This window comes from Geobacillus sp. BK01 (genome assembly GCF_052220245.1).
Taxonomy (GTDB): Bacteria; Bacillota; Bacilli; order Bacillales; family Anoxybacillaceae; genus Geobacillus.
Genome location: NZ_JBQPTH010000005.1, coordinates 177684 through 201291, shown reverse-complemented (window position 1 = coordinate 201291; position 23608 = coordinate 177684). Strand labels below are relative to the sequence as shown.

31 protein-coding genes and 1 riboswitch are annotated in these 23608 nt (G+C 54.1%); of the genes, 9 read left to right on the top strand and 22 right to left on the bottom strand.

Features of this window, described 5'->3' with window-relative positions; genetic code table 11:
- Nucleotides 1-4 precede the first annotated feature (4 nt).
- On the bottom strand, nucleotides 5-970 hold the full coding sequence (gene hutG / locus ACTVDO_RS08070) for a formimidoylglutamase (RefSeq protein ID WP_442901314.1): 966 nt from the start codon (nucleotides 968-970) through the stop codon (nucleotides 5-7).
- 140 nt (nucleotides 971-1110) lie between these two features.
- Here hutG and ACTVDO_RS08065 point away from each other — a divergent pair, with 140 nt between their 5' ends.
- Nucleotides 1111-1527 carry a PaaI family thioesterase gene (locus tag ACTVDO_RS08065; protein ID WP_020959488.1) on the top strand — a complete coding sequence of 139 codons (417 nt, stop codon included), beginning with the start codon at nucleotides 1111-1113 and terminating at the stop codon, nucleotides 1525-1527.
- Between the two features lie 127 nt (nucleotides 1528-1654).
- Here ACTVDO_RS08065 and ACTVDO_RS08060 read toward each other — a convergent pair whose 3' ends face one another.
- From ACTVDO_RS08060 to ACTVDO_RS08030, 7 genes are all read right to left on the bottom strand, one after another.
- Nucleotides 1655-2137, bottom strand: coding sequence for a PaaI family thioesterase (locus tag ACTVDO_RS08060; RefSeq protein ID WP_442901313.1), 483 nt, complete (start codon nucleotides 2135-2137; stop codon nucleotides 1655-1657).
- A gap of 120 nt (nucleotides 2138-2257) precedes the next feature.
- Nucleotides 2258-2641: a VOC family protein gene (locus ACTVDO_RS08055; RefSeq protein WP_442901312.1), complete on the bottom strand. Its 384-nt coding sequence runs from the start codon at nucleotides 2639-2641 to the stop codon at nucleotides 2258-2260.
- 20 nt (nucleotides 2642-2661) lie between these two features.
- Nucleotides 2662-2994 (bottom strand): hypothetical protein, encoded by a 333-nt coding sequence (locus ACTVDO_RS08050; protein ID WP_020959485.1) that lies wholly within the window; start codon nucleotides 2992-2994, stop codon nucleotides 2662-2664.
- 69 nt (nucleotides 2995-3063) lie between these two features.
- A riboswitch (SAM riboswitch) is annotated at nucleotides 3064-3168 on the bottom strand.
- Between the two features lie 356 nt (nucleotides 3169-3524).
- On the bottom strand, nucleotides 3525-5018 hold the full coding sequence (gene glpK / locus ACTVDO_RS08045; protein WP_442901311.1) for a glycerol kinase GlpK: 1494 nt from the start codon (nucleotides 5016-5018) through the stop codon (nucleotides 3525-3527).
- A 66-nt stretch (nucleotides 5019-5084) separates the two neighbouring features.
- On the bottom strand, nucleotides 5085-5909 hold the full coding sequence (locus ACTVDO_RS08040) for an MIP/aquaporin family protein (RefSeq protein ID WP_442901310.1): 825 nt from the start codon (nucleotides 5907-5909) through the stop codon (nucleotides 5085-5087).
- Between the two features lie 202 nt (nucleotides 5910-6111).
- Nucleotides 6112-6513, bottom strand: coding sequence for a sporulation protein (locus tag ACTVDO_RS08035; protein ID WP_020959481.1), 402 nt, complete (start codon nucleotides 6511-6513; stop codon nucleotides 6112-6114).
- Between the two features lie 198 nt (nucleotides 6514-6711).
- Nucleotides 6712-6963: a hypothetical protein gene (locus tag ACTVDO_RS08030; RefSeq protein ID WP_020959480.1), complete on the bottom strand. Its 252-nt coding sequence runs from the start codon at nucleotides 6961-6963 to the stop codon at nucleotides 6712-6714.
- 322 nt (nucleotides 6964-7285) lie between these two features.
- Between ACTVDO_RS08030 and cspD the strand changes: the two genes are divergently transcribed.
- Together cspD and ACTVDO_RS08020 are read left to right on the top strand one after the other, a co-directional pair.
- Nucleotides 7286-7486, top strand: a complete 201-nt coding sequence (gene cspD / locus ACTVDO_RS08025) for a cold-shock protein CspD (protein ID WP_003251474.1) — start codon at nucleotides 7286-7288, stop codon at nucleotides 7484-7486.
- Nucleotides 7487-7617: 131 nt separating this feature from the next.
- Nucleotides 7618-7887, top strand: coding sequence for a DUF2564 family protein (locus tag ACTVDO_RS08020; protein WP_442901309.1), 270 nt, complete (start codon nucleotides 7618-7620; stop codon nucleotides 7885-7887).
- Between the two features lie 171 nt (nucleotides 7888-8058).
- Here the strand turns inward: ACTVDO_RS08020 and ACTVDO_RS08015 are convergent, their stop codons facing one another.
- Both ACTVDO_RS08015 and ACTVDO_RS08010 read right to left on the bottom strand, forming a co-directional pair.
- Nucleotides 8059-8274: a zinc-finger domain-containing protein gene (locus ACTVDO_RS08015; RefSeq protein WP_020959478.1), complete on the bottom strand. Its 216-nt coding sequence runs from the start codon at nucleotides 8272-8274 to the stop codon at nucleotides 8059-8061.
- 6 nt (nucleotides 8275-8280) lie between these two features.
- Nucleotides 8281-8946, bottom strand: a complete 666-nt coding sequence (locus tag ACTVDO_RS08010; protein WP_442901308.1) for a ribonuclease H family protein — start codon at nucleotides 8944-8946, stop codon at nucleotides 8281-8283.
- A gap of 231 nt (nucleotides 8947-9177) precedes the next feature.
- Between ACTVDO_RS08010 and ACTVDO_RS08005 the strand changes: the two genes are divergently transcribed.
- Nucleotides 9178-10104 carry a DMT family transporter gene (locus tag ACTVDO_RS08005; protein WP_020959476.1) on the top strand — a complete coding sequence of 309 codons (927 nt, stop codon included), beginning with the start codon at nucleotides 9178-9180 and terminating at the stop codon, nucleotides 10102-10104.
- A gap of 103 nt (nucleotides 10105-10207) precedes the next feature.
- On the opposite strand, the gene ACTVDO_RS08000 is transcribed toward ACTVDO_RS08005, so the two are convergent.
- Nucleotides 10208-10678 (bottom strand): divergent PAP2 family protein, encoded by a 471-nt coding sequence (locus ACTVDO_RS08000; RefSeq protein WP_020959475.1) that lies wholly within the window; start codon nucleotides 10676-10678, stop codon nucleotides 10208-10210.
- An 81-nt stretch (nucleotides 10679-10759) separates the two neighbouring features.
- Here ACTVDO_RS08000 and sspL point away from each other — a divergent pair, with 81 nt between their 5' ends.
- The gene (gene sspL, locus ACTVDO_RS07995; RefSeq protein ID WP_020959474.1) at nucleotides 10760-10897 is read left to right on the top strand and encodes a small, acid-soluble spore protein L; all 138 of its coding nucleotides are present in this window, start codon (nucleotides 10760-10762) and stop codon (nucleotides 10895-10897) included.
- Nucleotides 10898-10933: 36 nt separating this feature from the next.
- Here sspL and acnA read toward each other — a convergent pair whose 3' ends face one another.
- The gene (gene acnA / locus ACTVDO_RS07990; protein WP_020959473.1) at nucleotides 10934-13654 is read right to left on the bottom strand and encodes an aconitate hydratase AcnA; all 2721 of its coding nucleotides are present in this window, start codon (nucleotides 13652-13654) and stop codon (nucleotides 10934-10936) included.
- Nucleotides 13655-13888: 234 nt separating this feature from the next.
- Between acnA and sspO the strand changes: the two genes are divergently transcribed.
- The gene (gene sspO, locus ACTVDO_RS07985; RefSeq protein WP_020959472.1) at nucleotides 13889-14038 is read left to right on the top strand and encodes a small acid-soluble spore protein O; all 150 of its coding nucleotides are present in this window, start codon (nucleotides 13889-13891) and stop codon (nucleotides 14036-14038) included.
- Nucleotides 14039-14281: 243 nt separating this feature from the next.
- Here sspO and ACTVDO_RS07980 read toward each other — a convergent pair whose 3' ends face one another.
- On the bottom strand, nucleotides 14282-14542 hold the full coding sequence (locus ACTVDO_RS07980) for a hypothetical protein (protein WP_020959471.1): 261 nt from the start codon (nucleotides 14540-14542) through the stop codon (nucleotides 14282-14284).
- A 128-nt stretch (nucleotides 14543-14670) separates the two neighbouring features.
- Between ACTVDO_RS07980 and ACTVDO_RS07975 the strand changes: the two genes are divergently transcribed.
- A complete protein-coding gene (locus ACTVDO_RS07975; RefSeq protein ID WP_020959470.1) occupies nucleotides 14671-14817 on the top strand; it encodes a small acid-soluble spore protein P in 147 nt (48 codons plus the stop codon).
- A gap of 185 nt (nucleotides 14818-15002) precedes the next feature.
- Here the strand turns inward: ACTVDO_RS07975 and ACTVDO_RS07970 are convergent, their stop codons facing one another.
- Together ACTVDO_RS07970 and ACTVDO_RS07965 are read right to left on the bottom strand one after the other, a co-directional pair.
- Nucleotides 15003-15302, bottom strand: a complete 300-nt coding sequence (locus tag ACTVDO_RS07970; RefSeq protein WP_051391557.1) for a PTS lactose/cellobiose transporter subunit IIA — start codon at nucleotides 15300-15302, stop codon at nucleotides 15003-15005.
- The gene (locus tag ACTVDO_RS07965; RefSeq protein WP_020959468.1) at nucleotides 15292-15942 is read right to left on the bottom strand and encodes a cell wall hydrolase; all 651 of its coding nucleotides are present in this window, start codon (nucleotides 15940-15942) and stop codon (nucleotides 15292-15294) included. The genes ACTVDO_RS07970 and ACTVDO_RS07965 overlap by 11 nt, the downstream gene beginning before the upstream one ends.
- Before the next feature lie 321 nt (nucleotides 15943-16263).
- Between ACTVDO_RS07965 and ACTVDO_RS07960 the strand changes: the two genes are divergently transcribed.
- Nucleotides 16264-16698: a DUF2621 domain-containing protein gene (locus tag ACTVDO_RS07960; protein ID WP_442901307.1), complete on the top strand. Its 435-nt coding sequence runs from the start codon at nucleotides 16264-16266 to the stop codon at nucleotides 16696-16698.
- Nucleotides 16699-16972: 274 nt separating this feature from the next.
- On the opposite strand, the gene ACTVDO_RS07955 is transcribed toward ACTVDO_RS07960, so the two are convergent.
- The 3 genes from ACTVDO_RS07955 to ACTVDO_RS07945 form a co-directional block, all read right to left on the bottom strand.
- Nucleotides 16973-17455 (bottom strand): CcdC family protein, encoded by a 483-nt coding sequence (locus ACTVDO_RS07955; protein ID WP_020959466.1) that lies wholly within the window; start codon nucleotides 17453-17455, stop codon nucleotides 16973-16975.
- A gap of 191 nt (nucleotides 17456-17646) precedes the next feature.
- Nucleotides 17647-18003, bottom strand: coding sequence for a response regulator (locus ACTVDO_RS07950; protein WP_041267881.1), 357 nt, complete (start codon nucleotides 18001-18003; stop codon nucleotides 17647-17649).
- Between the two features lie 64 nt (nucleotides 18004-18067).
- A complete protein-coding gene (locus ACTVDO_RS07945; protein WP_020959464.1) occupies nucleotides 18068-18775 on the bottom strand; it encodes a cytochrome c biogenesis protein CcdA in 708 nt (235 codons plus the stop codon).
- A gap of 172 nt (nucleotides 18776-18947) precedes the next feature.
- Here ACTVDO_RS07945 and ACTVDO_RS07940 point away from each other — a divergent pair, with 172 nt between their 5' ends.
- On the top strand, nucleotides 18948-19127 hold the full coding sequence (locus ACTVDO_RS07940) for an aspartyl-phosphate phosphatase Spo0E family protein (protein WP_020959463.1): 180 nt from the start codon (nucleotides 18948-18950) through the stop codon (nucleotides 19125-19127).
- A gap of 23 nt (nucleotides 19128-19150) precedes the next feature.
- Here the strand turns inward: ACTVDO_RS07940 and ACTVDO_RS07935 are convergent, their stop codons facing one another.
- The 4 genes from ACTVDO_RS07935 to sirA form a co-directional block, all read right to left on the bottom strand.
- On the bottom strand, nucleotides 19151-20929 hold the full coding sequence (locus ACTVDO_RS07935) for an ABC transporter ATP-binding protein (protein ID WP_020959462.1): 1779 nt from the start codon (nucleotides 20927-20929) through the stop codon (nucleotides 19151-19153).
- A 20-nt stretch (nucleotides 20930-20949) separates the two neighbouring features.
- Nucleotides 20950-22689 (bottom strand): ABC transporter transmembrane domain-containing protein, encoded by a 1740-nt coding sequence (locus ACTVDO_RS07930; RefSeq protein ID WP_020959461.1) that lies wholly within the window; start codon nucleotides 22687-22689, stop codon nucleotides 20950-20952.
- A gap of 123 nt (nucleotides 22690-22812) precedes the next feature.
- A complete protein-coding gene (locus ACTVDO_RS07925; RefSeq protein WP_020959460.1) occupies nucleotides 22813-23025 on the bottom strand; it encodes a YneF family protein in 213 nt (70 codons plus the stop codon).
- 88 nt (nucleotides 23026-23113) lie between these two features.
- Nucleotides 23114-23551 carry a sporulation inhibitor of replication protein SirA gene (sirA, locus tag ACTVDO_RS07920; RefSeq protein WP_442901306.1) on the bottom strand — a complete coding sequence of 146 codons (438 nt, stop codon included), beginning with the start codon at nucleotides 23549-23551 and terminating at the stop codon, nucleotides 23114-23116.
- Between the last annotated feature and the right edge of the window lie 57 nt (nucleotides 23552-23608).

Genomic DNA, 23608 nt, shown 5'->3' with positions numbered 1-23608 from the left:
GTTCTCACCGCCTTGGCTGCAAGCGGCGGAAATGAAGGAGCGCCTCCATGCAGAAGGCGGCGGCTAACGCCACCGTTTTTCCTCCTTCATCCAACCGCGGATTGACTTCGCAAAGATCGATGCTTATCGTTTTCGGATGGGAAACGATGCGGCGGATGAGGGCGCGCGCCAAAGCCGGAGAGAGCCCAAACGGCGACGGCGCGCTCACCCCCGGCGCGGCCGCCGCGCTGATGGCGTCCATGCAAATGGTGAGCATCACCGCATCGTGCTTTGCGGCAAACTCCTCGATCTGTTCATAAGCAGCGCCAATGCCCGCGGTCAGCTCGTCCTCGAGCATGTACCGGCAGCCGTACGCTTCGGCATCCGCAAACAGCGCCGCGGTGTTGCCGAGCCGCTGAATGCCGAGGCAAAAATAACCGGCCCGTTCGTCTTGATCCAATATTTGCCGAAACATCGTCCCGGATGTCGGACCGTCATCGTACGGCCGCAAGTCGAAATGAGCGTCAATGTTGATGATGCCGATCGTTCGCTCGCGGCCCAGCGCCTTGCGGACGCCCAAGTAATGGCCGTACGCCGTCTCATGGCCGCCGCCGATCACGATGGGCGCCATGTTGTTTTGCAGCAGGCGGGCGACCGCTTCACCAAGTTCCGCCTGGCTTTGTTCGAGCTGTTCCTCAACATAAACGACATCGCCCGCATCGTAAGCTTCGACCCCTTCCGGAAGGTGCCAAGGCAGCCGGGCGAGCGCCGCTTTGACGGCGGCGGGCGCCTCTTTCGCCCCTTGGCGTCCTTGGTTGCGGCGCACGCCTTCGTCGCAGGCAAACCCGATGAAGGCCGCCGCCCGTTCCGCGGGCGCCAATGGCTGTGACAAATCAAGCAAGCGAATGCGCTGATGAAGACGAAACGCCCGCTCGTCCTTCACGCTGTCGATCCGTCCGGTCCAGCGGCTTTCCTCCGGCTGTTGATACATCCGACCATCCCCTTTCCGTTGTCAGCTGCTTGTTTCTTTCGCCGCCGCTTTGCCGTTCTCCTTCCCGCACATGCGAAAAGAGGAAATCGCTGCCGTTTGGCGAATAAAAAACATGATTGACAACAGAAGGGGTGTTCGCGATGAAGCCATTGACCAACTTACATGACGTTATCGCCGGGCAAAGCGCGCCGCCGCCATGCGATGAGGCGCTTGGCGTCCGCTTGACAGAAGCCCGGGACGGCTATGCGAAAGGAGTATGGACAATCCGCGAATCGCTGCTTAACGGCAACGGGGTTATTATGGGCGGGTTTGTCGGGGCGGCGGCGGACGCTCTAATGGCGTATGCGGTGACCACTTTGCTTCGCGATGACCAACTGCTCGCCTCCATCAACTTGCAGACGACATTTCACCGCCCGGCAGCAGTGGGGGAAGCTGAAATCGAAGCAAGAGTGGAAAAGTTCGGGAAAACCATCGCCTATGTGACTGCTGTCGTCCGGCAAAACGGCAAAGAAGTAGCGAGCGCTACATCGTCGGTGCTCGTCATGGACAAACCGTGACGCGACGGGTCGCCTCCTAAACTCAAGACGAAACAGCAGCGAAGTGAGGACGAGAGGACATCGGCGGCCAAACGCCGGAGAAAGCGCTGTTAAACACAGCAGCTCTCCGGCGCTTTTCGTTGCTGGATCAAGCGCGGACAAATGTTTTCGGCATGACGACCGCTATGACTTGCCCGCTGGCGCATCGTTCGCCGTTGGCGAACACTTCGGTGTCCACTTGCCATTTTTTCGGATGAATCTCCGTCACCGTTCCGACGGCGACAAGCGGCACGCCATGCGGCGTCGGCTTGACAAAGTCAACATGAAGCGACGCGGTGACGAAACGCGGCGGCGTTTCCCCGCTTCCCGGCTCATGGCCGTTTTTCCGATGCAAGGCCAGCGCCGCGGAACCGGTGCCGTGGCAGTCGATGAGCGAGGCGATCAGCCCGCCGTACACAAACCCGGGAATCGCCGTATGTTCCGGGCGCGGCGTATAGACGGTCACCGTTTTGTCCCCGTCCCAGCCGGTGCGGAAATGATGGCCTTGCTCATTCAGCCGTCCGCAGCCGTAGCACCAGGCGAATTCATCCGGGTAGTCGTCTTGAATGGCGCGAATGACTTGCGGCTCCATCTGTTCTCCTCCTCTCCCCCTTTATATATACGCGATGCACCGCTCCTTTTCCTTCTTCCACGGCTAAACCGCGCCGCCGCGACAAAAGGCGGCCATCGGCATGGCCGCCTTCCCTTCCGTTCATTGTCCTGGCTCGTAAAATTCGATCCATTCGCCGTCCGGACCGAGGAAAAATAAATATTTCGCCCCGTTCGGGAGCTCGGTAATATCTTCCCATACAAGCGACACATCAAGCGATTGAAGCCGTTCTTTTTCCTGCTCAATGCCTTCCACCGTAAACGCTACATGGTGCACTTTTCCTTCGGTTGGCAAGTTTGGGTTGTACCCTTCGATCAGTTCGACGATGATCGAACCATCGATTCCTAAAAACGCCAGTTTCATCGTCCCGTTCGTATGGATCATTTCGCTTAACAGCTCAAGGCCGACGACGTTTTGGTAAAATGCCTTTGATGCCTCGATGTCTTTGACTTGAATGCCGACATGTTCAAATTTTTTCACTGCCATCTGTTGCTTCTCCCTTTCTGTCATGAAGTGAAAAACACCGCCTGCAAGTACGGCGTCCATTGCATCGGCCGAATCCCTTTTTTCGCAAGTTCGGTCCATATGTAGCGGTCAAGGGCGTACGGACCGGCTGCCCTCCATTCGTCTGCCTCATCGACGGTCAGCAGAACAGAAAACGCCGTTCCGCGTACCTCCCCATACAAATGAATATACTTCCCCCCGCGGTCGACATGCGCCACCGCCTGCGGATCAAGCCGGATGAGTTCCGCCTGCACACAGCGCATGACATGAACAGCAAACGCCGCAGCTGGCAAATGCGCCGCCATGCAGTCGCGAAGCGAATATCGTTCCGCCACTGCTTTCCCTCACCTCCCATCCATAAAAAACCCCCTTTCGCCTCGGAATGACGCGAAAGGGGGAAGCCGTTCTTATCATCCAAAGCGAAACCGCTTTGCGGGTGTTAGCACCTTGCCAGCGGCAGGTTGCTGTGGGGTCATCAAGCCCGTTCTCTCGCCCACTCTTGATAAGACGTATGTAATTTACTTCTTATGTTACCACAAGTGGACAAAAGCGACAACGTTTTTGTTTGTTTTGTCTATTTAGGCTTCCCTGCGGCATTGCCTGCCTGATATTCAAACATAAATAAAACGGCATGTCGTTTCATTTCTTAACTGTCATTGCGTTTAAGTTCTCATTGAATATTTAGCACATAGTTTTATAAGATAATTTTATATTCCGTTCTCTCTTCAAAAGCCGCTCACTGACAGATCGAAGTGGGCTAGTGTCTGCACTGGAGTTCATTTCCACCGCCGAACAGTCAGCCGCCCTCCCGTTTTCCACCATAAAAAAACGGACACCCTTGCTGAGGGCATCCGTTTTCTCGTTGTTATTTAAACGCCATCGCCGCCTGCACCGCTTTTTTCCAACCTTCATAGAGCGCCGTCCGCTTGTCGTCCGCCATCTTCGGCTCAAAGCAGCGCTCAAGCTGCCACTGAACGGCAATATCCTCACGGCTATCCCAGTAGCCGACGGCCAGCCCTGCCAAATACGCTGCCCCAAGCGCGGTCGTTTCATTCACAACCGGCCGCTCCACGGGCACGGCCAGCAAATCGCTCTGGAACTGCATAAGAAAGTTGTTTCTCACCGCCCCACCGTCGACGCGCAACGTCGTCAGCGAGATGCCGGAATCGGCTTCCATAGCGGCAAGCACATCTTTCGTCTGATACGCGAGCGATTCCAACGTCGCGCGGATGAAATGCTCCTTCGTCGTGCCGCGCGTAAGGCCGAACACCGCGCCGCGCACATCGCTGTCCCAATACGGCGTGCCAAGCCCGACGAATGCCGGGACGACATACACCCCGTCGGTCGATTCCACTTTGTCGGCGTACGCCTCGCTGTCCGCTGCGGTTTTGATCATCCGCAAGCCGTCGCGCAACCATTGAATGGCCGAACCGGCAACGAAAATGCTGCCTTCAAGCGCATACTCGACTTTGCCGTCGATGCCCCAGGCGATCGTGGTGAGCAGCCCGTGTTTCGACTTAACCGCTTTTTCTCCGGTGTTCATGAGCATAAAGCAGCCGGTGCCGTACGTGTTTTTCGCCATTCCTTCCCGAAAGCACGCCTGCCCGAACAACGCCGCCTGTTGGTCGCCCGCCGCCCCGGCGATCGGCACCTCGACGCCGAAGAAATGGTGCGGAACGGTTTTGGCGTACACTTCCGACGATGGACGCACCTCGGGAAGCATCGCCTTCGGTACGCCTAGGATGCTAAGCAGTTCGTCATCCCACTCGAGCGTATGAATGTTAAACATCAACGTGCGCGACGCGTTCGAGTAGTCGGTCACATGGACGCGGCCGCCGGACAGCTTCCAAATGAGCCACGTGTCGATCGTGCCAAAGAGCAGTTCGCCCCGCTCCGCCCGTTCGCGCGCTCCGTCGACATGGTCCAAAATCCATTTCACTTTCGTTCCGGAAAAGTAGGCGTCAATGAGCAATCCCGTTTTGTCGCGAAACAGCGGATCATATCCTTTCGCTTTCAACTCCTCGCAAATATCGGCCGTCTGCCGCGACTGCCAGACGATGGCGTTGTAAATCGGGTTGCCGCTCTCTTTCTCCCAGACGACCGTCGTTTCCCGCTGGTTCGTAATCCCGATCCCTGCCACTTGTTCCGGCTTCACTTGCGCTTCGGACAAGACGCTCGCAATGACGGCAAGCACCGAGCCCCAAATTTCATTGGCATTGTGCTCGACCCAGCCGGGCTGCGGGAAATATTGCGTAAACTCTTTTTGAGCGATATGGACGATTTCGCCTTTTTTGTTGAACAAAATGGCGCGCGAGCTCGTTGTGCCTTGGTCGATGGCCAAAATATATTGATCCGTCATCCCCATTCTCCTCTCCTGCTCAATTGTTTTCGTTCAATGGCTTCACTTCAAACGACACGTTCCCTGTCAGGCTGAACGGCGGTCCGCCGCAGCCGTTCCCGCCTCTTTTCCTTTCAACACACCCGCCGCCGCCAATACGGCCGCCGCAGCCATGAGCACACCCCATAGCGCCGGGCTTGTCTTGCCTAAAAACAACAGCTTATACACTAAGCTGCCCATTGCGCCGCCAAGCAGCGGGCCGACGATCGGCACCCAGGCGTACGACCAGTTCGACGAACCTTTGCCCGGGATCGGCAGCAAAAAATGGGCGAGCCGCGGACCGAAGTCGCGGGCCGGATTGATGGCGTATCCGGTCGTCCCGCCAAGCGACAAACCAATCGCCACAATCAAAAAACCGACGATAAACGGATTGAGGCCGTCAGCGAATTTATTGGCACCGATTGCCAAAATCGCCAAAACAAGCACAAACGTGCCGATCATTTCACTTAACAAATTGGCGACAACATTCGGCACGGCCGGACCGGTGGCAAACACGCCGAGCTTGACGCCGGGGTCATCTGTTTCTTTCCAATGCGGCCAATAATGAAGACAGACGATGACCGCCCCAACGACCGCCCCAAGCACTTGCGCTGCAATATAGCCCGGCACGTCTTTCCATGGAAAATCACCGGCAAGCGCCAACGCGACTGTCAAAGCCGGATTGAGATGGGCGCCGCTGTATTGTCCGACGGCATACGCCGCAATCGCCACAGCCAATCCCCATCCCATCGTAATGACCAGCCAACCTGAGTTGGCTGCGTACGATTTCTTTAAGTTCACGCCGGCGCACACCCCGGCTCCGAAAATGATGAGCAGTGCCGTGCCGACGAATTCTCCTAAAAACGGTGACATTTGTTCGCTTCCTCCTTTTCATTCGCGATTTTCGCTGTCATTTCCTGCTTCAGTGGTCCTTCCGGAAGGTTGTTTGTTGGGCGAAAAAACAAAGACCCACACACTTCCCCTATTTAGAGGAATGATGTGTGGGTCTCCGTTTCTCCGCCACAAAATGATTAACTTGCCTTTAGCATACCGCAAATGTGTAAGCGTTGTCAACCTATTTTTTCGGCAAAATTTGCACATAGTCGAAGTCGAGCGTATCGACCGCATCCTCGATGTGAAGGCGGGTGATGAACCGGTACGAACGGCCGAGGCGCGACAACGGCAGCGTATCAGGGATCTTGTAGGCAAACGGGATTTCTTTTTTTTCACCCGGCCGGATCGCGAACGCTCCGGCCGCCGGGATGACGGCCACGACCGCATCGCGCTCCTTGCCGTTTTCGATCGTTTTTTGCACCAGCTCGACATCGAGCCGCTTCACCGTTTGTTCGACCGTTCCGCCATAAATATGAACGATCCCTTGAATCGTTTCCCCCTGCCGCCATAACGATTTATTTAAGATCAAGTCGACGTGTGCCGACCCGACCCCGACTCTTGACATCATTTTGCGCAACAACACTGATCGTCACCTCTTTAGTCTGTCTCCCTTGTCGTTTCAATATACGAAAAAAAGCCGCCGCCCGTTTCAGCCAAAGCCAAAAAATAAACAGACGATTGCCCGTACGGCAAAAGTCTGTCTCGGGATGAAACAGACGAACGCAGTTTTTGTTACCGCTTACATCAGAGGTTACCGCATCCGCCTGCTCTTGTCAATCCGTTACTCGTATACATTTTCATTCTCAATAATGTAATCGATCCGGATGACCGGGACATCCTGCTGCTCGACCTCCGCGACGATCAAGCCGACGCGGTCATTGTAGATGCAAAACGTATCCTGTCCTTTGCGGAATGCTGATTCTCCGTACGACAGAACCATGTGGTAAATTTTATTGTCGCTGAAATACCGGCGGCTGACCCGGTTGCCCAGTCGGACGATCACTTCTTGGCCCGCGATTTTTCCGCGGTACATCCGCTTCTCCCCCTTTTTGTCGTTCCTACTCCAATGTATGGTTTTTCTCGGTCGTTCATGACTTTTTTCTCCTTCGGCGGCCCGTTTTCCTTTCTAAGATGGCGTTTCTTAGACGAGCAACCCACTTTTTTCGGAAATTTCCTGTCTTTTGCTTGACTCGGCAGCTTCCAATAGTGTATAGTAAAGTCATCACATAACAGAATATATTTCAAGCGTTCAGCACGAACACGCATCTTGGATGGCTGTGGAGTATATTTTGTTATTTGATAAAAATCTCGAGGTTAGCCAAGCTGGCTAAAGGTATTAGGAGGAATTCAGTATTATGCAACGTGGTAAAGTAAAATGGTTTAACAACGAAAAAGGTTACGGTTTTATCGAAGTGGAAGGCGGTTCGGACGTATTCGTTCACTTCACGGCAATCCAAGGTGAAGGCTTCAAAACGTTAGAAGAAGGCCAAGAAGTTTCGTTTGAAATCGTACAAGGAAACCGCGGACCGCAAGCAGCGAACGTTGTCAAATTATAAAGCTTCGTTGACATAGACGAAAGAACGGCAGCGGAACAAAAGGCATCCTGCACAAGCACGGATGCCTTTTTCATGTTCGTTTTGCATAGTTCCCGCCAGACGGCAAACAATAACAAAAAGGAGGTGTTTATATGGCCAAACGCGATGCCGACGTACATACGGGATACAACGACTTGAAGCAAGTGGAAATGTTTGTCGAGACGGCAGAAAAAATGGTTGGTCAGGCGACGATGCAGCTCGATCCGGAAATGCTTGACCATGCGGAACGAGCGGTCGAAAACGCCCGCCGCCAACTCAACCGCGCCCGGCAGGCAGCGACCGGGGTGGGCGATGACTTTTTTGCCCAGTGCGAGCAAAAACTGACCCGCGCCGAGCACCAACTTCGCGAGGCGCAACAATAACCCGGGGACAGAGCTTCGCCATGCGAAGCTCTTTTTGCTGTGCCTATCATCCGCCCGCTTGGATCGCTCTCCCCTTCGATCGGATGTAGTCGGCCTTTCACCGTCGTCCGGCATCGTGCTAAGGAGACTGACTTTGCGCTGAAAAACCGCCCCGCGGTTTCCAGCCCGCCGCTATTGGCGCGGACGCGGCGGTGCGGAAAGCAGCATCTCCCCGTACTGCCGCATTTGTTCCCCGACCGTGCATTGCTGGATGCAAAACGACTGGGCGTACGTTTTGCCGTACTCTTTCCGGAAGGTGCTTTTTAAAAAGCAGCCGTCGCAGTACGTTTCTTCTAGCTGAGCGATTTGTTCCAATATTTCTTTGCGTCGATTTCGCTTCTTTTCCATACAGCCTTACCCTTTCTCCGTCAATTCCGTTTGGCCCGTGATCAGCTGTCCGTCGAGCGCCTGGCGCGCGAGCGAATCAGCCTCCTTGTTTTGTTTGCGCGAAACGGGTTCGTACACCGGCTGGATGCCGAGCGCGCGCATTTTCTCCTCAATGCGGTCAAGCCAGGCATTATAGTCGTCCTCAAAACACGGCCAGTCGCCTGACAGCTGCTTTAAGACAACATGGGAGTCGCCGCGAAACGTCACCGGCAAATGGCGGACGCCAAGCTCCTCAAGCAGCTGCATCACAAACCAAAACGCCGCATACTCGGCTTCGTTGTTCGATTTGATCCCACCGAGCCGGCGGTTGGCACGCAACCGGTAGCGGTGGTCGTTTTGCTTATAGTACACAACCGCGCCGGCGCCGCCCTGGGCTGTTTCATGATCAAACCCGCCGTCAAAATACGCAACGACGTCATGCGGCTCGCTTTCGATTTCTTTGAGCAGCTTTTGCAGTTCTTTTTTTGACCAAGAGGTTCCGCCCCGGTCGATGAACTCAAGCGCCTTCGTCCGTCCGGTTTTTTCAAAATCGTCCGCCAACATAAGCGCCTCTTTGGCATCGGTCCAATCCGACACGAGAACGGCTTCTTGCTTTTTCGGTGTTATATATGTCCAACGGATTTGCACATCCAAACGTTGTCACCCTTCCGCATCGCGATGATCGAGGCTGGTTTTTATTTTATCATATTTTCGGCCTTGTTCATTATTTAATTATTATGCACGACAGACTCCCATATCAACCCGTTTTGTCGCAGGAGCCGGTCTTTTTTTTTCAAAAAAGTGTGTTTCTTTCGCTGCGTTTATGGTACACTAGCGGCTAGCAGCCGATCAACGGGTGGAAAAGACCGACAAGGAGGAATCGAATTGAAGCAGCAAACCGTTGCTGACCTTAGCTTGCTGGCGGTGGCGTTCGTCTGGGGGGCGACGTTTGTCGTCGTCCAAAACGCAATCTCGTTTTTGGAGCCGCTGGCGTTTAACGCCGTCCGCTTCAGTTTGGCCGGCTTGTTACTTTTTGCATGGATCGCCATCGCTTCCCGTCCGCTGCTCGGCCAGTTATCGTGGCGGGTCGTCGGCGCCGGGGCATGGATGGGGCTTTGGCTGTTTTGCGGCTATGCGTTCCAAACGGTCGGGCTTTTGTATACAACTTCGTCGAAAGCAGGCTTTATTACCGGGCTGAGCGTCGTGCTCGTACCGCTCTTTTCCGTTTTCATTGCCAAGCAAAAACCGACCGCGAACGCAGCCGTCGGAGCGGTACTGGCCGCCTTCGGCTTGTATTGGCTGACGGGCGGAGCGGAGCTGTCATTCAACCGCGGTGACGTATTCGTCTTTTTTTGTGCCATTTCATTTGCCATGCACATTATCGTCACAGGTCGATATTCGTCGCGTTATTCAACCATGCTGCTGACGATGGTGCAAATTTTTACCGTCGCTGCACTCTGTTTTTTCTTTGCCCTTTGGCTTGAAGAGGCGTCCAATATGTGGAATGCGGCGGTGCTCCGCCGCCCACAAGTATGGGGAGCGCTCATGGTCACTTCGCTGCTGGCGACGACCGCCGCCTTTTTAATTCAGACGGCGGTGCAAAAATATACAACCCCCACCCGCGTCGCGCTCATTTTCGCAATGGAACCGGTGTTCGCCGCTTTGACTGCTTATCTGTGGGCCGGTGAGCGGTTGTCGCCGTCCGCCTGGCTCGGCGGCATCGCGATTTTGGCCGGTATGATCCTCGCTGAACTTCCAAGCACTCGCTTATGGAGAAAACGGTGGCGGGAAAAACGGAACATCTTCTCATAGCGGCGGCAGAAGCTGTCCGGCCTAAAAAGCGGGACAGCTTTGTTCTTGGCTTCAGGCATTTGCCTCCATGCTTATGCTGTAGACGCCGCATCCGCTTCGCGGCTTAAAGCGCTCGCCTGCGGCGGCAAAGCCAATGCGAAAATGCGCCAGTCGCGATCCCAAGGAGCGCTCCGCCGATGACCTCAATCGGCTGATGCCCAAGACGGGTCCGAAGCTGTTGCTGCCGTTTTTTGTACACGTCTTGTTCCGGATCGTCTTCCAGTTTTTTTACCTCCTCGGCCAGTTCATTCAGACGGAGGGCGAGTTCGCCCGCCTGCCGCCGCACTCCTTGCGCATCGTACATGACGATCAATCCAAATAACGCCGCCAAGGCAAAATCAACCGTCTTCATCCCCCGCTCCAAGGCGATAAACGTCGCCAACGACGAAACGCCGGCGGAGTGAGAGCTTGGCATTCCCCCTGTTTCGAAAAACAATCGCCAATCCCAGCGGCCTGTTTCAGCCTGCTTGATCGGAATTTTTAAAAATTGCGCCAGTGCGATCGTTGCAAGCGCCGTTTTTAATCCTTTGTTCATCGTTCTTCTCTCCTTTGCCGGCCGTGCTTTGCTTATATTTTCACCCCGATCGGCCATACTATCCGAGTGGAGGTGAAAATGATGGCGAAAAACGGCGGCCGCAACCGCGGCACGAAAGCCCCGGGCGTCAATCCGCAAGGCTTTGGCCAAGACGGGACGCTCACCCCGGATCCGAAAAGCAAGCTCGAGAACGCCGCTAAAAAGCTGAACACAAAATAAAGCAGGCTTCCGCATCGGGAAGCCTGCTTTTTGTGATTATTGTTTCACTTTCGCCAATTTTTCGCGCAGCACCATTTGCAAAATGCCGCCATGGCGATAATAGTCAATTTCCACTTCACTGTCAAAGCGGACAATGGCTTCAAATTCTTTTGTCTCGCCCGTTTCCGCGTTCGTCGCTGTCACTTTGACAAGGTCGCGCGGTTTGACGTTTTCATCAATGTGGACTTCGAACACTTCTTTGCCGGTCAAACCGAGCGTTTCGGCGTTTTCGCCTTCTTTGAACTGCAGCGGCAAGACGCCCATCAGGACGAGGTTCGAGCGGTGGATGCGCTCAAAGCTTTCGGCGATGACCGTTTTGATGCCGAGCAAGAACGTCCCTTTCGCCGCCCAGTCGCGCGAGCTGCCCATGCCGTAGTCTTTGCCGGCGACAACGACAAGCCCGGTGCCGTCTTGTTTGTATTTCATGCACGCATCGTAAATCGACATCACTTCGCCGGTCGGCCAGTACGTCGTATAGCCGCCTTCCGTGCCCGGCGCGATTTGGTTGCGGATGCGGATGTTCGCGAATGTTCCGCGCATCATCACTTCGTGGTTGCCGCGCCGCGAACCGTACGAGTTGAAATCTTTCGGCTCGACGCCTTTCGAAATCAAATATTGACCTGCCGGCGTGTTTTTGCCGATTGACCCTGCCGGCGAGATGTGGTCGGTCGTCACCGAGTCGCCAAATTTGCCGACGACGCGCAAGCCGGTGAGCGGTTCGACTTTGCGCACATCCGGCGACAAGCCTTCAAAGAACGGCGGGTTTTGGATGTATGTCGAGTTTTCATCCCATTGATAAAGCGGCTCGTCTGTCGTTTCGATCGCGTTCCAACGCGGATTGCCGTCGAACACGCGCTCATATTCTTTGCGGAACAACTCCGGATCGACCGCCCGTTTGACGACGTCTTTCACTTCTTCCATCGACGGCCAAATGTCGCGGAAATAGACGTCATGACCGTCTTTGCCTTTGCCGATCGGCTCGTTGAGCAAGTCGATATCGACCGTGCCGGCGAGCGCATAGGCAACGACGAGCGGCGGCGAGGCCAAATAGTTGCCTTTGACAAGCGGATGGATGCGGCCTTCAAAGTTCCGGTTGCCGGACAGGACGCTTGTCACAAGCAAGTCGCTTTCGGCGAGCGCCTTTTCAAGCTCCGGCGCGAGCGGACCCGAGTTGCCGATGCACGTCGTACAACCGTAGCCGACGATGTTGAAGCCGAGCTGCTGAAGATACGGAAGCAAGCCCGAGTCGCGCAAGTAGCCGGTGACGACTTTCGAACCCGGAGCGAGCGACGTTTTTACGTACTTCGGCACTTGCAAGCCTTTTTCCACCGCTTTTTTCGCCACTAAGCCAGCGGCGACGAGAACGTACGGGTTGGATGTATTGGTACAGCTCGTAATGGCCGCGATCACGACGGCGCCCGTTTTCATTTTCACTTGTTCACCGTTGAGCGTAACCGTAATTTCCCGCTCCAAGTCCGCTTCCGTCAATCCGAAGCCTTGGTTGCCTTGCGGCGCTTTCACCGCATCGCGGAACGATTGCTTCATTTTCGAAAGCGGAATCAAGTCTTGCGGCCGTTTCGGACCGGACAAGTTCGTTTCGATTTCCGACAAGTTGATTTCAACGACGTCCGTAAACGTCGGCTCTGGCGCATCCGGCGTGTAGAACAAACCGTTCGCTTTGCAATACGCCTCAACGACTTGAATATGATGTTCGTCGCGGCCGGTTAGGCGCAAGTAGTCAAGCGCTTCGGCGTCAACCGGGAAGAAGCCGCACGTCGCTCCGTATTCCGGCGCCATGTTGGCGATTGTCGCCCGGTCAGCCAGCGGCAGCGTCGCGACCCCCGGGCCGAAAAATTCGACGAATTTGCCGACGACGCCTTTTTTCCGCAGCACTTGCGTCACTTTCAAAGCCAAGTCGGTAGCCGTCGAACCGTCTGGAAGCTTGCCGGTCAAGCGGACGCCAATGACTTCCGGCACCGGGAAATACGACGGTTGGCCGAGCATGCCCGCTTCCGCTTCAATGCCGCCGACGCCCCAGCCGAGGACGCCAAGACCGTTGATCATCGTCGTATGCGAGTCCGTCCCAACAAGCGTATCCGGGAACGCTTCGTACTCGTTGTTTTCCCCTTCAACTGCATGAACGACGCTTGCCAAATACTCCAAGTTTACTTGGTGGACGATCCCGGTCGCCGGCGGAACAGCGCGGTAGTTGTCGAACGCTTTTTGCGCCCATTTCAAAAACTTGTACCGTTCAGCGTTGCGGGAGAATTCCAAGTTCATGTTGTACTCAAGCGCATCGTCCGATCCGTAGCGGTCAACTTGCACTGAGTGGTCGATGACGAGATCGACCGGGATTTCCGGGTTGATTTCGTACGGATCGCCACCCAAATCCGCCATCGCCTTGCGCATCGAAGCCAAATCGACGACGGCCGGCACGCCGGTGAAGTCTTGCAAAATGACGCGCGACGGCTTAAACGGCACATCGATGTCTTTCATGTCCGGCGTTCCCCATTTGGCCAAGTTTTCGACATGCTCTTTCGTAATGACGCGGCCGTCGACTTGGCGGAGCACCGATTCGAGCAATACTTTAATCGAGTACGGCAGGCGGCTTACCTGGCCGATTCCCGCCTCTTCAAGCGCTTGCAAACGGTAATAATTGTATTTTTTACCGTTGACTTCGAATGAAGAGCGGGCGTTGAACACATCTTGTTTCGCCATATGTATAACCCCCTTCACTTCACAATAATACTATACTATTTTTCCGTGCGAAAGTCGAAAAAATAGCACGAATTCTCCCAATCCCCATAAAGTTCGGCCCGTTTTTATCTTATTATATAACAGGACAAGTTGTAAATAATGATTTCCATCGTTTCGCCATTTTATTTCCTCGCGGCGGCAAGGAAAGAATAAGGCGGCTGTTTCGTCGCAAACTAGAAGCGGAGGTGAAAAGGAATGGGCAAACGAAAAGCGAACCATGTCATCCCTGGCATGAACGCCGCGAAAGCGCAAGGGATGGGCGCCGGCTACAATGAAGAGTTTTCCAATGAACCGCTGACCGAAGCGCAGCGGCAAAACAACAAAAAGCGAAAAAAGAATCAATGACTTGGCGGCCGTTTCGCCACCCGGGCCTGCCATAACCGCATTGCCCGCTCTCTTCTAGCTATGAGAAGCGGGAAAACGTCTGGGATCCCGCCCTGCGGCAGGCTGCCAATTCGCCATGCCCGAGCATCCGGGCGGATTGGCCGCCTTGGGCAGCGATTCGTTCATACCATTGGGAAACGGTGTTCTTGAGCGCACACATGCCCAATTGACAGCAAAAAGGGAATGTCCGCCGCCGGCATTCCCTTACTCATGTTGATTCACGTCATCCACAATCGCCTGCAAGTCGCTGCGGAATTTCTCGAGCTGCACGCGCTGTGTTTCCGAGGCGACTTCAAGCGCGTTTTCAATTTGCGCAAACGCTTCGTTCACTTCCTGCCGCAAATGGGCTAACTGATAGCCGTAATCGGCTTGATCGCGGACGAGATGGTCATGCCACTCTTTTGCCTCCATCGTCGCCTTTTGCGCTGCCTGAAACGCGTCTTGCTTCGTTTTATGATAAACCATGGCTCGTTCCTCCTTTGCGGTCATAGCCGTCGTTCACTACTTATCGTTTCAATCGGGCGGCAAATTATACGCGGAATAAGCGACAGCGGAATGCCGCATGCTAAGGGGCAAAGGGGGGACACAAGGCGATGACGAACAAAAACGACGGCAAAGATATGCGCAAAAACGCCCCGAAAGGCGACAACCCCGGGCAGCCGGAACCGCTCAGCGGGTCGAAAAAAGTAAAAAACCGCAACCATACGCGGCAAAAACATAACACAAGCCATGATATGTAAACCGCTCGGCTGAAGGGCGGCGTACCCCCTGTTCCGTTCGTCAAAAAGGGGCAGGGAGCGCCGCCTCGTTCAACCGGCAGCAAACGCTGGAGCAACTGCTTTGATGCCATTGTGTTTACATAATTAAATTATGGTTACCTCATTGGCTGCCAAAACCCGCCCGGGTGAAACGGGCGGGTTGGCCTTTACGAATGAATATGTTCATACAAATCGACGAATTCAGCTGCCAACTCTTTGACGGCAATCGCTGTCATCAAATGGTCTTGGGCGTGCACCATCAGCAGCGTCACAGCCGTAGACTGCCCGCCGGCTTCTTGCTGCAGCAGCGACGTTTGCAGCTCGTGGGCGGCTTGCCGTTCCGCCCCAGCCTGCTCCAACAGCCGGCGCGCTTCGGCTAGTTTCCCCTGCTTGGCGGCGGCGATCGCCTTATGGCGCCATACGGCAAAAAAGAAACAGGGTCTGTCCCGACCCCGTTCACTTCGCAAAGACGTGATGCCCGATACGGGTCGTCACCGGACGCGACAGCATCCATTTGTCTTTTGTCACCTTTGGATTGTAAAAATAGAGGGAACCGCGGCGGTCGCCCGGGAAGAGAGCGACCGCTTTGTCGACCGCCGCGTAATCTTGTTTCGTCGGCTGAATGCGCGTCAATTTCCCCGTTTTCACCGGCACAAACGCATAGCCCGACTTCATCTTTTGGTAAATGACACCACGCACCGTGTTCGGAAACTCCGGATGGTGGACGCGGTTCAAAATGACAAGCGCGACCTCCACTTTGCCGGCAAACGGCTCGCTTGAACCGGTTTCCGCCTGCACGAGCTGGGCAAGCAGCTTTCGATCGGCGGCGGTGAGCGAAATCGCCTTTTTGCCGGCTGATGCCAAGGCAGGACGCTTCGCAGCCGCCGGCACTTTCAATTTCGCGCCAATGCGGATCATATCCGTTTTTAAACCGTTGAGCGATTTGAGTGAAGCCACCGTTGTATGATATTGTTTGGCGATTTTCGACAGCGTATCGCCTTTTTTCACTTGGTAGTATGTATAGGAGCCCGCCGCTTCCGCCGGCAGCGATTGCGAACCAAGCGCCAGGCTGCAAGCTATGGCCAGTACTGCAATTGTTTTCCTCATGCCCATCATCCCCCTTGCCGCCATCGTTCTTCCTGTTTCTCTTTGCTTACTAGATTAGCAGGCAAAACTAGGCGCGTCACTGTCTTTCATTTCCAGCCGGGCGGGCAGCTTGTTTCAAAACCGTTGACGCGCTAGGACGGGACAGGCATCTTTACAGTTGCGTTACAGTTGCGTTACGCACCGTAACAGAACGTTGGGCGCTCTCAAAGCTTGCCAAACCTTGCGCTTTTCGACATAATAATAGACGAAACTTGTCTAAGCCGCCCCGCTGCCGCGGGTGGCCGAACAGCAAGCTATCGATTATTGGTTGGGGTGGTCATCGTGCTGACCGGATGGTTTCTTTGGTTTATTTTGGTTTGGGTTGTCTTTTTGCTTGTCATGATGTCGATCGGCGGCTTTTTTATGTTCCGCAAATTTTTGAAACGGCTGCCGAAAGAAGACGGAAAATCGGAGCTCGACTGGCAGGAGTATTATATCGAACAGACGCGCCATTTATGGGGGGAAGAAGAAAAGGCCTTGCTCGAGGAGCTCGTCCGCCCTGTGCCGGAGTTGTTTCGCGACGTGGCCCGGCAAAAAATCGCCGGCAAAATCGGCGAGCTCGCGCTCAAAGAACAGGCGCCCCGCATTACGCGCGACTTGCTCATCCGCGGGTATATTATCGCGACGCCAAAGCGCGACCATAAGTTTTTAATCCGGACGCTGCAGGCGAAAAATATTGATCTCGCCCCATATCAACATTTGTTGGAAAGCCGCTGACCGGCCTTACACTTCAGGTCGGACGCCAGCGGCTTTCGTCTGTTTGGCGACACGCATTCCTTCGTGCAGCCAAAAGGACATTGAGCGGGAAAAAGGGAGCGGCTAATTCAAAAGGCCAGCTATCCCCCGCAAAGTACGGGATCCCGCATCACAAATCGGTTCGCTGCTTATCGTATATGGCAGTGAAAAAAGTGTCCCACCGCTGCTGAGACACGCTCCTTTCCCTTCCCCAACCGGGAATCTTTGGCTTCAACGCCGCAGATGCAGGTGGGGATCAAGTGAACACCGGCGGTTTCAATTGCGCTGCCAGTTTTTTATACGACACATACATCGCGATCCGCCATGGGACGATCATGGAAAACGCAAGCAAATAAAACATGCCGCTTAACTGGCCGTAGTCGATCGTCCTCCCTAAATATGTCTTCAAGCCGAAGCGAATGGCGATCAAACTGAGCAAAATCCAAACAAACGCCTTCGAACGTTTCAGGTAAATGTCGTTGCCACGGATTTCAAATTTCGATGTTTTAATGAGAAACAGCGAAAAAAACAGGCCGAGAACGACCGCTTCGATGAGCTCCCCGCGCGTGACGCGGAATACCGGATCGATGAACATGAGCGCTCCTGTGCTCATAAACAGCGGCGGCAAAATGATTTTTTTCGCGTTCGTCGGCTTTTCCGATGCTTTCATGCGCACAAAAAAGACGAAACAAGTCATCACAATGGCGATGAGCGATGTAAGAAGCGCCAACAAAGCCATCACCTTCTTCCAGCAAAATTCATGGACAACACGATTATTATAGCAAAAACGATCGTGCTTGCCTACTGTTCCCTTCGAACGACCTCACTGCCGGCATAGAGGGAGTGCGGAACCATCTCCCTGTCAATGGAAAGAGCCGAAGCGATCTTTATACAGCCTGCGGGTTCGGCTTCCCTTGCGCCGGCGGTCGTCTATAACAGGCGGGCGACCGCTTCGAGAACGCGGTTTTCCTCAAACGGTTTGACAATAAAGTCGGCGGCGCCAGCTTCGATCGCCTCGACGACCATGCGCTGCTGCCCCAGCGCTGAACAGATGATGATTTTCGCTCCCGGGTCAGTGTCCTTGATCGCCCGCACCGCTTCGATGCCGTTCATGACCGGCATCGTAATGTCCATGATAACCAACTCCGGACGCAGCCGACGATACAGCTCGACCGCTTCTTTGCCGTTTTCCGCCTCGCCGGCTACTGTATGGCCCGCCTTTTCCAAAATGCGGGTCAGCGTCAATCGCATAAACTTCGCATCGTCAACCACTAAAACGGCAGCCACCTTCTCCACCATCCTCTCCCTACCTGTTTTTGGATTCCATCAACTACAAAGCGTCCCTCTTCGGCTAAAAGCCGGTAAATCCGCCAAACAGACTTGTTGTATAGGCGATGATCTTCGTCATCCAGTCAAAATAAAGGACAACCCCCATCGCCATCATAACATATCCGCCTGCTTTCATAATGGATGCACTACGGCGGCGAATCCATTGCAGTTTGCCGATAAAAAACGACAGAATGAAAAACGGAACGGCAAAGCCGAGCGTATACGCGAGCATATACATCATCCCTGAACCCGGATTGGCCGCGGCCAAGGCAATAACCGCCACTAAAATCGGACCCATACACGGCGTCCAACCGGCGGCGAACGCCATGCCGATGAGCGCCGAGCCAAAATAGCCCGACGGCCGCTCACGAAACGAAATGCGCCGGTCTTTCAGCAAAAACGCCGGCTTCCACAGCCCGGCGACGACAAGGCCAAGGGCGACGATCAACACCGCGCCGATTTGCCGGATCACATCTTGATAATCGGCAAACAACCGGCCGAGAAACGAAGTACCAAAGCCGAGAGAAATAAAAATCAGCGAAAACCCTAGCAAGAAGCAAAGCGTGTGCCATAAACTGCGACGGTTGAGCATGGCGTTTTCCTCTTTCAACTCGCTGACCGACACGCCGGTAATATAAGATAAAAACGCCGGATAAAGCGGCAAGCAGCACGGGGAAATAAACGACAAAAACCCGGCGCCGAACGCTAAAAAGAGATTGAGATCATTCACTGTTGAATCAGCCCCTGCTCCGTTTTTTACTTTTATTTTAGCAAAAATCCATCCTTCCGTAACGTTTTTCTCACCGTTTCTTGGTCAATTTTTCTATTTTCCATTTTTGCGTTCATTGGTAAAATAATATAAAATACAGTACACGATACTTCATGAAAAGGACGGTTTATTCGTGCCAAAACGCAATTTGTTAACCTTAATCGAACAAAAGCGGATGGAACTTGTCGACACCGTAGCCAAAACCGGTTTAAACTCGGAAGCCGCGATGAAAGTAAGCAAAGAACTTGACACGCTGCTCAACGCCTATCAACGCGAACAAGTGCGACAACGAAAACAAAGCGCCTCCCGCTAAGGCGGGAAACGGCGCTTTTTTCTTTACGCGCGGGCATCGACAAGACCGTTTTGCAACAAGTACATTTGGTAGTACAACCCTTTTTGCGCCAACAGCTGTTGGTGTGTACCGTGCTCAACAATTTCGCCGCGGTGCAGGACAAAAATTTGGTCGGCGTCTTGAATCGTCGACAGGCGATGGGCGATCGCGATCGTCGTCCTCCCTTTTCGCATTTGCGCCAGCGCCGTTTGAATCGCCTCCTCCGTCTCGGTGTCAATATGGGCGGTCGCCTCATCGAGCACTAATATTTTCGGATTGGCAGCGATCGTGCGAGCGAACGAAAGGAGCTGGCGTTGCCCGCTCGATAACGTGGCGCCGCGCTCCGCAAGCAGATGGTCATAGCGTCCGGGCAGCTGTTCAATGAACGCATCCGCCTGTACGAGACGGGCGGCGCTCTTAATCTCTTCATCGCTTAAGCGCTCGTCATACATGCGAATATTCTCTTTCACCGTCCCATAAAACAAAAACGGATCTTGCAAGACGAGACCGAGAGCGCGGCGCAGCTCGGCGCGCGAATAGTCGCGGATCGACCGGCCGTCAAGCAAAATATCGCCACGATCAAATTCATAAAACCGCATAAGCAAGTTGATGATCGAGCTTTTGCCGCTGCCCGTATGCCCGACGAACGCCACCGTCTGCCCGGGACGGATGGTAAAAGACAGCCGCTTCAGCACGTCGCGCCTGCCATCATATGAAAAGCTGACATCGCGAAACTCAATTTCTCCACGCTCAATCGTATACGGCGCCTGTTCCGGATTGGACGGGGCCTCTTCATCATGGTCAAGGAGCGCAAAGACGCGGGAGGCGGAAACGATCGCCTGCTGATAGAGCGACAACCGCATCATCATTTGCGTCACCGGCTCGAAAAAACGTTCCAAATAGTTGACAAACGCGTACAGCACCCCAATCTCGACCGGGCTCTCAAGCGCCGAAATGCCGAAAAAGCTGAGTACGACCATGATCGACACCATATAGACAACATCGATCGCCGGCCGAAGCAGCAGCCCGTCAAGGCGAATGTTTTTCATTCCCGCTTCGTAATGCGCCTCATTTACGGCAGCAAACTCTTCGTACAGGCGGCGCTGCTGGCGGAACGCTTGAATGATGGCCATCCCTTGCAGCGATTCATTCAATTTGGCGTTCAGCTCGCTCAGCCGTTCGCGCATCTCTTGGTAAAATACCGAGCTGTAACGGCGGTATGTTTTCATAATCAATGCGATGGCCGGAAGAATGAACAGACAAAACAGCGCAAGCTGAACATTGAGTGAAAACATGACGATATAAACGCCAATGACAAGCAGACCGTTTTGCACAAACACCGCTAAAACGCTAATAAACATATCTTTGATCGCTTCCGTGTCATTTGTCACCCGCGAGACGATGCTGCCGCCCGGCGTCCGGTCAAAGTAGCTCATCCCAAGTCGATGCACTTTGGAAAAGACGTCCATCCGCAACGCTTGGATAATATATAAAGCAAGCCGCTGAAACCCAATCAGCTGAAAATACCAAATGACGGTTTTCCCGACGAGCACGCCGATATAGGCGGCTGCCAGCGCCGTCACCGGACCCGGTGCGAGGCGGTTCGGCATCAAATAATCATCGATAAACACTTTCACGAGATACGGGCCGGCCAGCTCCCCGGCGGTCGCCAATAGAAGGAGCGCAAAGGCGAGCGCAGCTTCTTTTTTGTATCGCCCCATATAAGCGAGCAGCCGCCACAAAACGCGCCGCTGCTCTTTGACCGTCAAGACTTGTTCGTTCATACGCTCCCTCCTATCCGTTGTCATTCCACAAGCGCCTCAAGCTGTTGACGCCGATACATCTCGCGATACCAGCCGTCTTCAGCCATCAAGTCTTCATGCGTCCCCGCTTGTATGACGCGGCCGCCATCGAGGACGAGAATCCAATCGGCATGCTCGACCGCGCTTAAACGATGGGCGGCAATGATCGTCGTTTTCCCGCGTCGTTCCTGCTTCAATGCCGTTAAAATCCGCTCTTCTGTTTTCGCATCGACCGCCGACAATGCATCGTCTAAAATGAGCAGCTCCGGGTCCATCAGAAGCGCCCGGGCGATCGACAGCCGCTGTTTTTGACCGCCGGACAGCGAAACGCCGCGCTCACCGATGACCGTCTCATACCCGTCCGGAAAATGGAGAATGTCATCATGAATATAAGCCAACTGCGCCGCTTCGACAATTTCCTCCTCGCCTGCCTCCGGTTTAGCAAACGCAATATTGTCGCGAACAGAAGCGGAAAAAAGAAAATGGTCTTGCGGCACATAGCCAATGGCCGCCCGCAGCGCCGACAACGTATAGCGGCGGATGTCATGGCCGTCGAACCGAATGTCACCGTCATAGTTGTCAAACTCGCGCAACAACAGACGCAACAGCGTCGTTTTCCCGGCCCCGGTTTTGCCGACGACGCCAAGCGTCGCTCCGCGCTCAAGCCGGAAGCGGACGTCGGCAAGCGCCGGTTTCATCTCTCCCGGATAGGCGAACCGGCGGATGTCGTATTCGATGTTCCCCTGCGGCGGAACGGCCAACGCCCCCGGCATTTCTTTGATCTCATCGTCTTCGGCCAACAGCGCCCGCACCCGGTCGTACGAGGCGCGCCCGCGCTCGACGATATTAAACAGCCAGCCGAAGGCCAGCATCGGCCAAATCAGCAGGCCGAGGTATGTCGTAAACGACACGAGCTCGCCGATCGTCAACTCGCCGGCCATGACCATCTGACTGCCGAACGCGACAGCAAGAAAAAACGACAGCCCGACAAGCAGCCCGATCGTCGGATCAAAGAGCGCATCAACTTTGGCGACCGCGACATTTTTCGCCACCACATCTTCCGATTGGCGGCGGAACGCTTCCACATCTTTTTCTTCGTAGCCGAACGCTTTTATAACGCGAATGCCGCTCATGCTTTCTTGCACTTTATCATTCAGCGACGAAAACGCTTCTTGTGCGGTTAAAAACCGCTGATGAAGCATCGTTCCGTAGCGGCTTGTCGCCCATGCCATAATCGGCAGCGGCAGCAGGCTGATCAACGTCAGCTTCCAACTGATCGATATGGCCATCGTCGCCAGGACAAAACCGCCAAGCGTCACCGAGTCGACGAGCGTTAAAATGCCGCTTCCCGCCGTTTGTTGGATGGCTTGCAAATCGTTTGTCGCATGAGCCATTAAATCACCGATCCGCTTCCGCTGGTAAAATGACGGCGCCATTTTCGTAAAGTGGCTGTACAGCTCGTTGCGCAGCTGGCGGGCGAGCTTGACAGATGAGCCGAAAATGCAAATGCGCCAGGCGTAGCGGAGCATATAGAGCGCCCCTGCGATGGCAGCGAGAACAGCCACCCAACGAACGAGCACTTCTTTCGTCATCGTGCCGTTTTTCATATAGTCGACTAGAAGGCCGATCACTTTCGGCGGGATCGTTTCTAAAAAGGCAACGATCACGAGCAATAGAACGCCGGTGATGTACGCCTTTTTCTCTTGGCGAAAAAACCAAAACAAATCGCGGAACACGCTCACGCGACCCGCCCCCTTTCATTTGGCTAACGAACAACCGCCATATTATTGTAACAAAACTAGAAAAATTTTGAAAGAACATTTTTCCAAAATAAAAAGACACTCTCAATCGAGTGTCCGTTTCCCTTATTTCAGTTGGTTGTTCATCATTTTCATCATTTGGTTGATTTTCTTTTGCGACGGGGTCATGCCCATTTGCATCATCATCATGCGGATCATTTGTTCATTGATCGGCGGATTTTTCTTCAAATAATTAATCATCGTTTTGCGGGCGATGAAAAACCCGAGCGCCACACCGGCGATGAGCGCCAGCACACCAACGAGAATCGTGGTCCACATACAGCGATTTTCCTCCTTCTTGTTGTCTCCTTAACAGTGTACTAAACGATGTGCCATTAGACAATATTCCGCGACAAAAATCTTCGCCTTACGCAAATTTTCTTCCCGGCGCCGGTGCAGACAGCCAATGATAGTCGACAAAATCAGCAGCAACCGCCAAAAACGATGGCGCTACGCTGGCGAGCGCCCGGCCGATGTCGGCCGCCAGCGGCGCACTGTCAGCAACAAGCAGCAGGCGGCGCTTTTGCACAACAAGAAGCGCTTCGTCACCGGCGTCATTTTGCAAAATGAACATATTGCGCTCTAAATTTTTGCCGACACGCCCGACAAAATATTGCTTTAAGCCCAACTCGAGACGCGAAAACGACAACCGTTCGGTAATAAATTCAACTTGCTTGCGGCAAATCGTTTTCAACGGCGCTTTCGCATACTGATGCTCCCGAAGCAGTTCGACAATTTTTTCCGTCCGGTGGCGGTAGTGTGCCGCCACTTCATCATTTAACAAATAAATCCAATAACGAACCATGTCCCATCCCCCATTTCTCTTCATCTATTTCTATTATAGAAAAGGAAAGGGGAAAAA

Bases quoted from the DNA above. Each gene is read 5' to 3' on its own strand.
- ACTVDO_RS08065 (WP_020959488.1), top strand. From the start codon at position 1,111: ATGAAGCCATTGACCAACTTACATGACGTTATCGCCGGGCAAAGCGCG.
- ACTVDO_RS08020 (WP_442901309.1), top strand. From the start codon at position 7,618: ATGGCCAAACGCGATGCCGACGTACATACGGGATACAACGACTTGAAG.
- ACTVDO_RS08040 (WP_442901310.1), bottom strand. From the start codon at position 5,909: ATGTCACCGTTTTTAGGAGAATTCGTCGGCACGGCACTGCTCATCATT.
- cspD (WP_003251474.1), top strand. From the start codon at position 7,286: ATGCAACGTGGTAAAGTAAAATGGTTTAACAACGAAAAAGGTTACGGT.
- ACTVDO_RS07965 (WP_020959468.1), bottom strand. From the start codon at position 15,942: ATGAGGAAAACAATTGCAGTACTGGCCATAGCTTGCAGCCTGGCGCTT.
- ACTVDO_RS07955 (WP_020959466.1), bottom strand. From the start codon at position 17,455: ATGGCTTTGTTGGCGCTTCTTACATCGCTCATCGCCATTGTGATGACT.
- ACTVDO_RS07925 (WP_020959460.1), bottom strand. From the start codon at position 23,025: ATGTGGACCACGATTCTCGTTGGTGTGCTGGCGCTCATCGCCGGTGTG.
- ACTVDO_RS07975 (WP_020959470.1), top strand. From the start codon at position 14,671: ATGACGAACAAAAACGACGGCAAAGATATGCGCAAAAACGCCCCGAAA.
- ACTVDO_RS07935 (WP_020959462.1), bottom strand. From the start codon at position 20,929: ATGAACGAACAAGTCTTGACGGTCAAAGAGCAGCGGCGCGTTTTGTGG.
- ACTVDO_RS08000 (WP_020959475.1), bottom strand. From the start codon at position 10,678: ATGAACAAAGGATTAAAAACGGCGCTTGCAACGATCGCACTGGCGCAA.
- sirA (WP_442901306.1), bottom strand. From the start codon at position 23,551: ATGGTTCGTTATTGGATTTATTTGTTAAATGATGAAGTGGCGGCACAC.
- sspL (WP_020959474.1), top strand. From the start codon at position 10,760: ATGGCGAAAAACGGCGGCCGCAACCGCGGCACGAAAGCCCCGGGCGTC.
- sspO (WP_020959472.1), top strand. From the start codon at position 13,889: ATGGGCAAACGAAAAGCGAACCATGTCATCCCTGGCATGAACGCCGCG.
- ACTVDO_RS08015 (WP_020959478.1), bottom strand. From the start codon at position 8,274: ATGGAAAAGAAGCGAAATCGACGCAAAGAAATATTGGAACAAATCGCT.
- acnA (WP_020959473.1), bottom strand. From the start codon at position 13,654: ATGGCGAAACAAGATGTGTTCAACGCCCGCTCTTCATTCGAAGTCAAC.
- ACTVDO_RS08030 (WP_020959480.1), bottom strand. From the start codon at position 6,963: ATGTACCGCGGAAAAATCGCGGGCCAAGAAGTGATCGTCCGACTGGGC.
- ACTVDO_RS07980 (WP_020959471.1), bottom strand. From the start codon at position 14,542: ATGGTTTATCATAAAACGAAGCAAGACGCGTTTCAGGCAGCGCAAAAG.
- ACTVDO_RS08055 (WP_442901312.1), bottom strand. From the start codon at position 2,641: ATGGCAGTGAAAAAATTTGAACATGTCGGCATTCAAGTCAAAGACATC.
- ACTVDO_RS08060 (WP_442901313.1), bottom strand. From the start codon at position 2,137: ATGGAGCCGCAAGTCATTCGCGCCATTCAAGACGACTACCCGGATGAA.
- hutG (WP_442901314.1), bottom strand. From the start codon at position 970: ATGTATCAACAGCCGGAGGAAAGCCGCTGGACCGGACGGATCGACAGC.
- glpK (WP_442901311.1), bottom strand. From the start codon at position 5,018: ATGACGGATCAATATATTTTGGCCATCGACCAAGGCACAACGAGCTCG.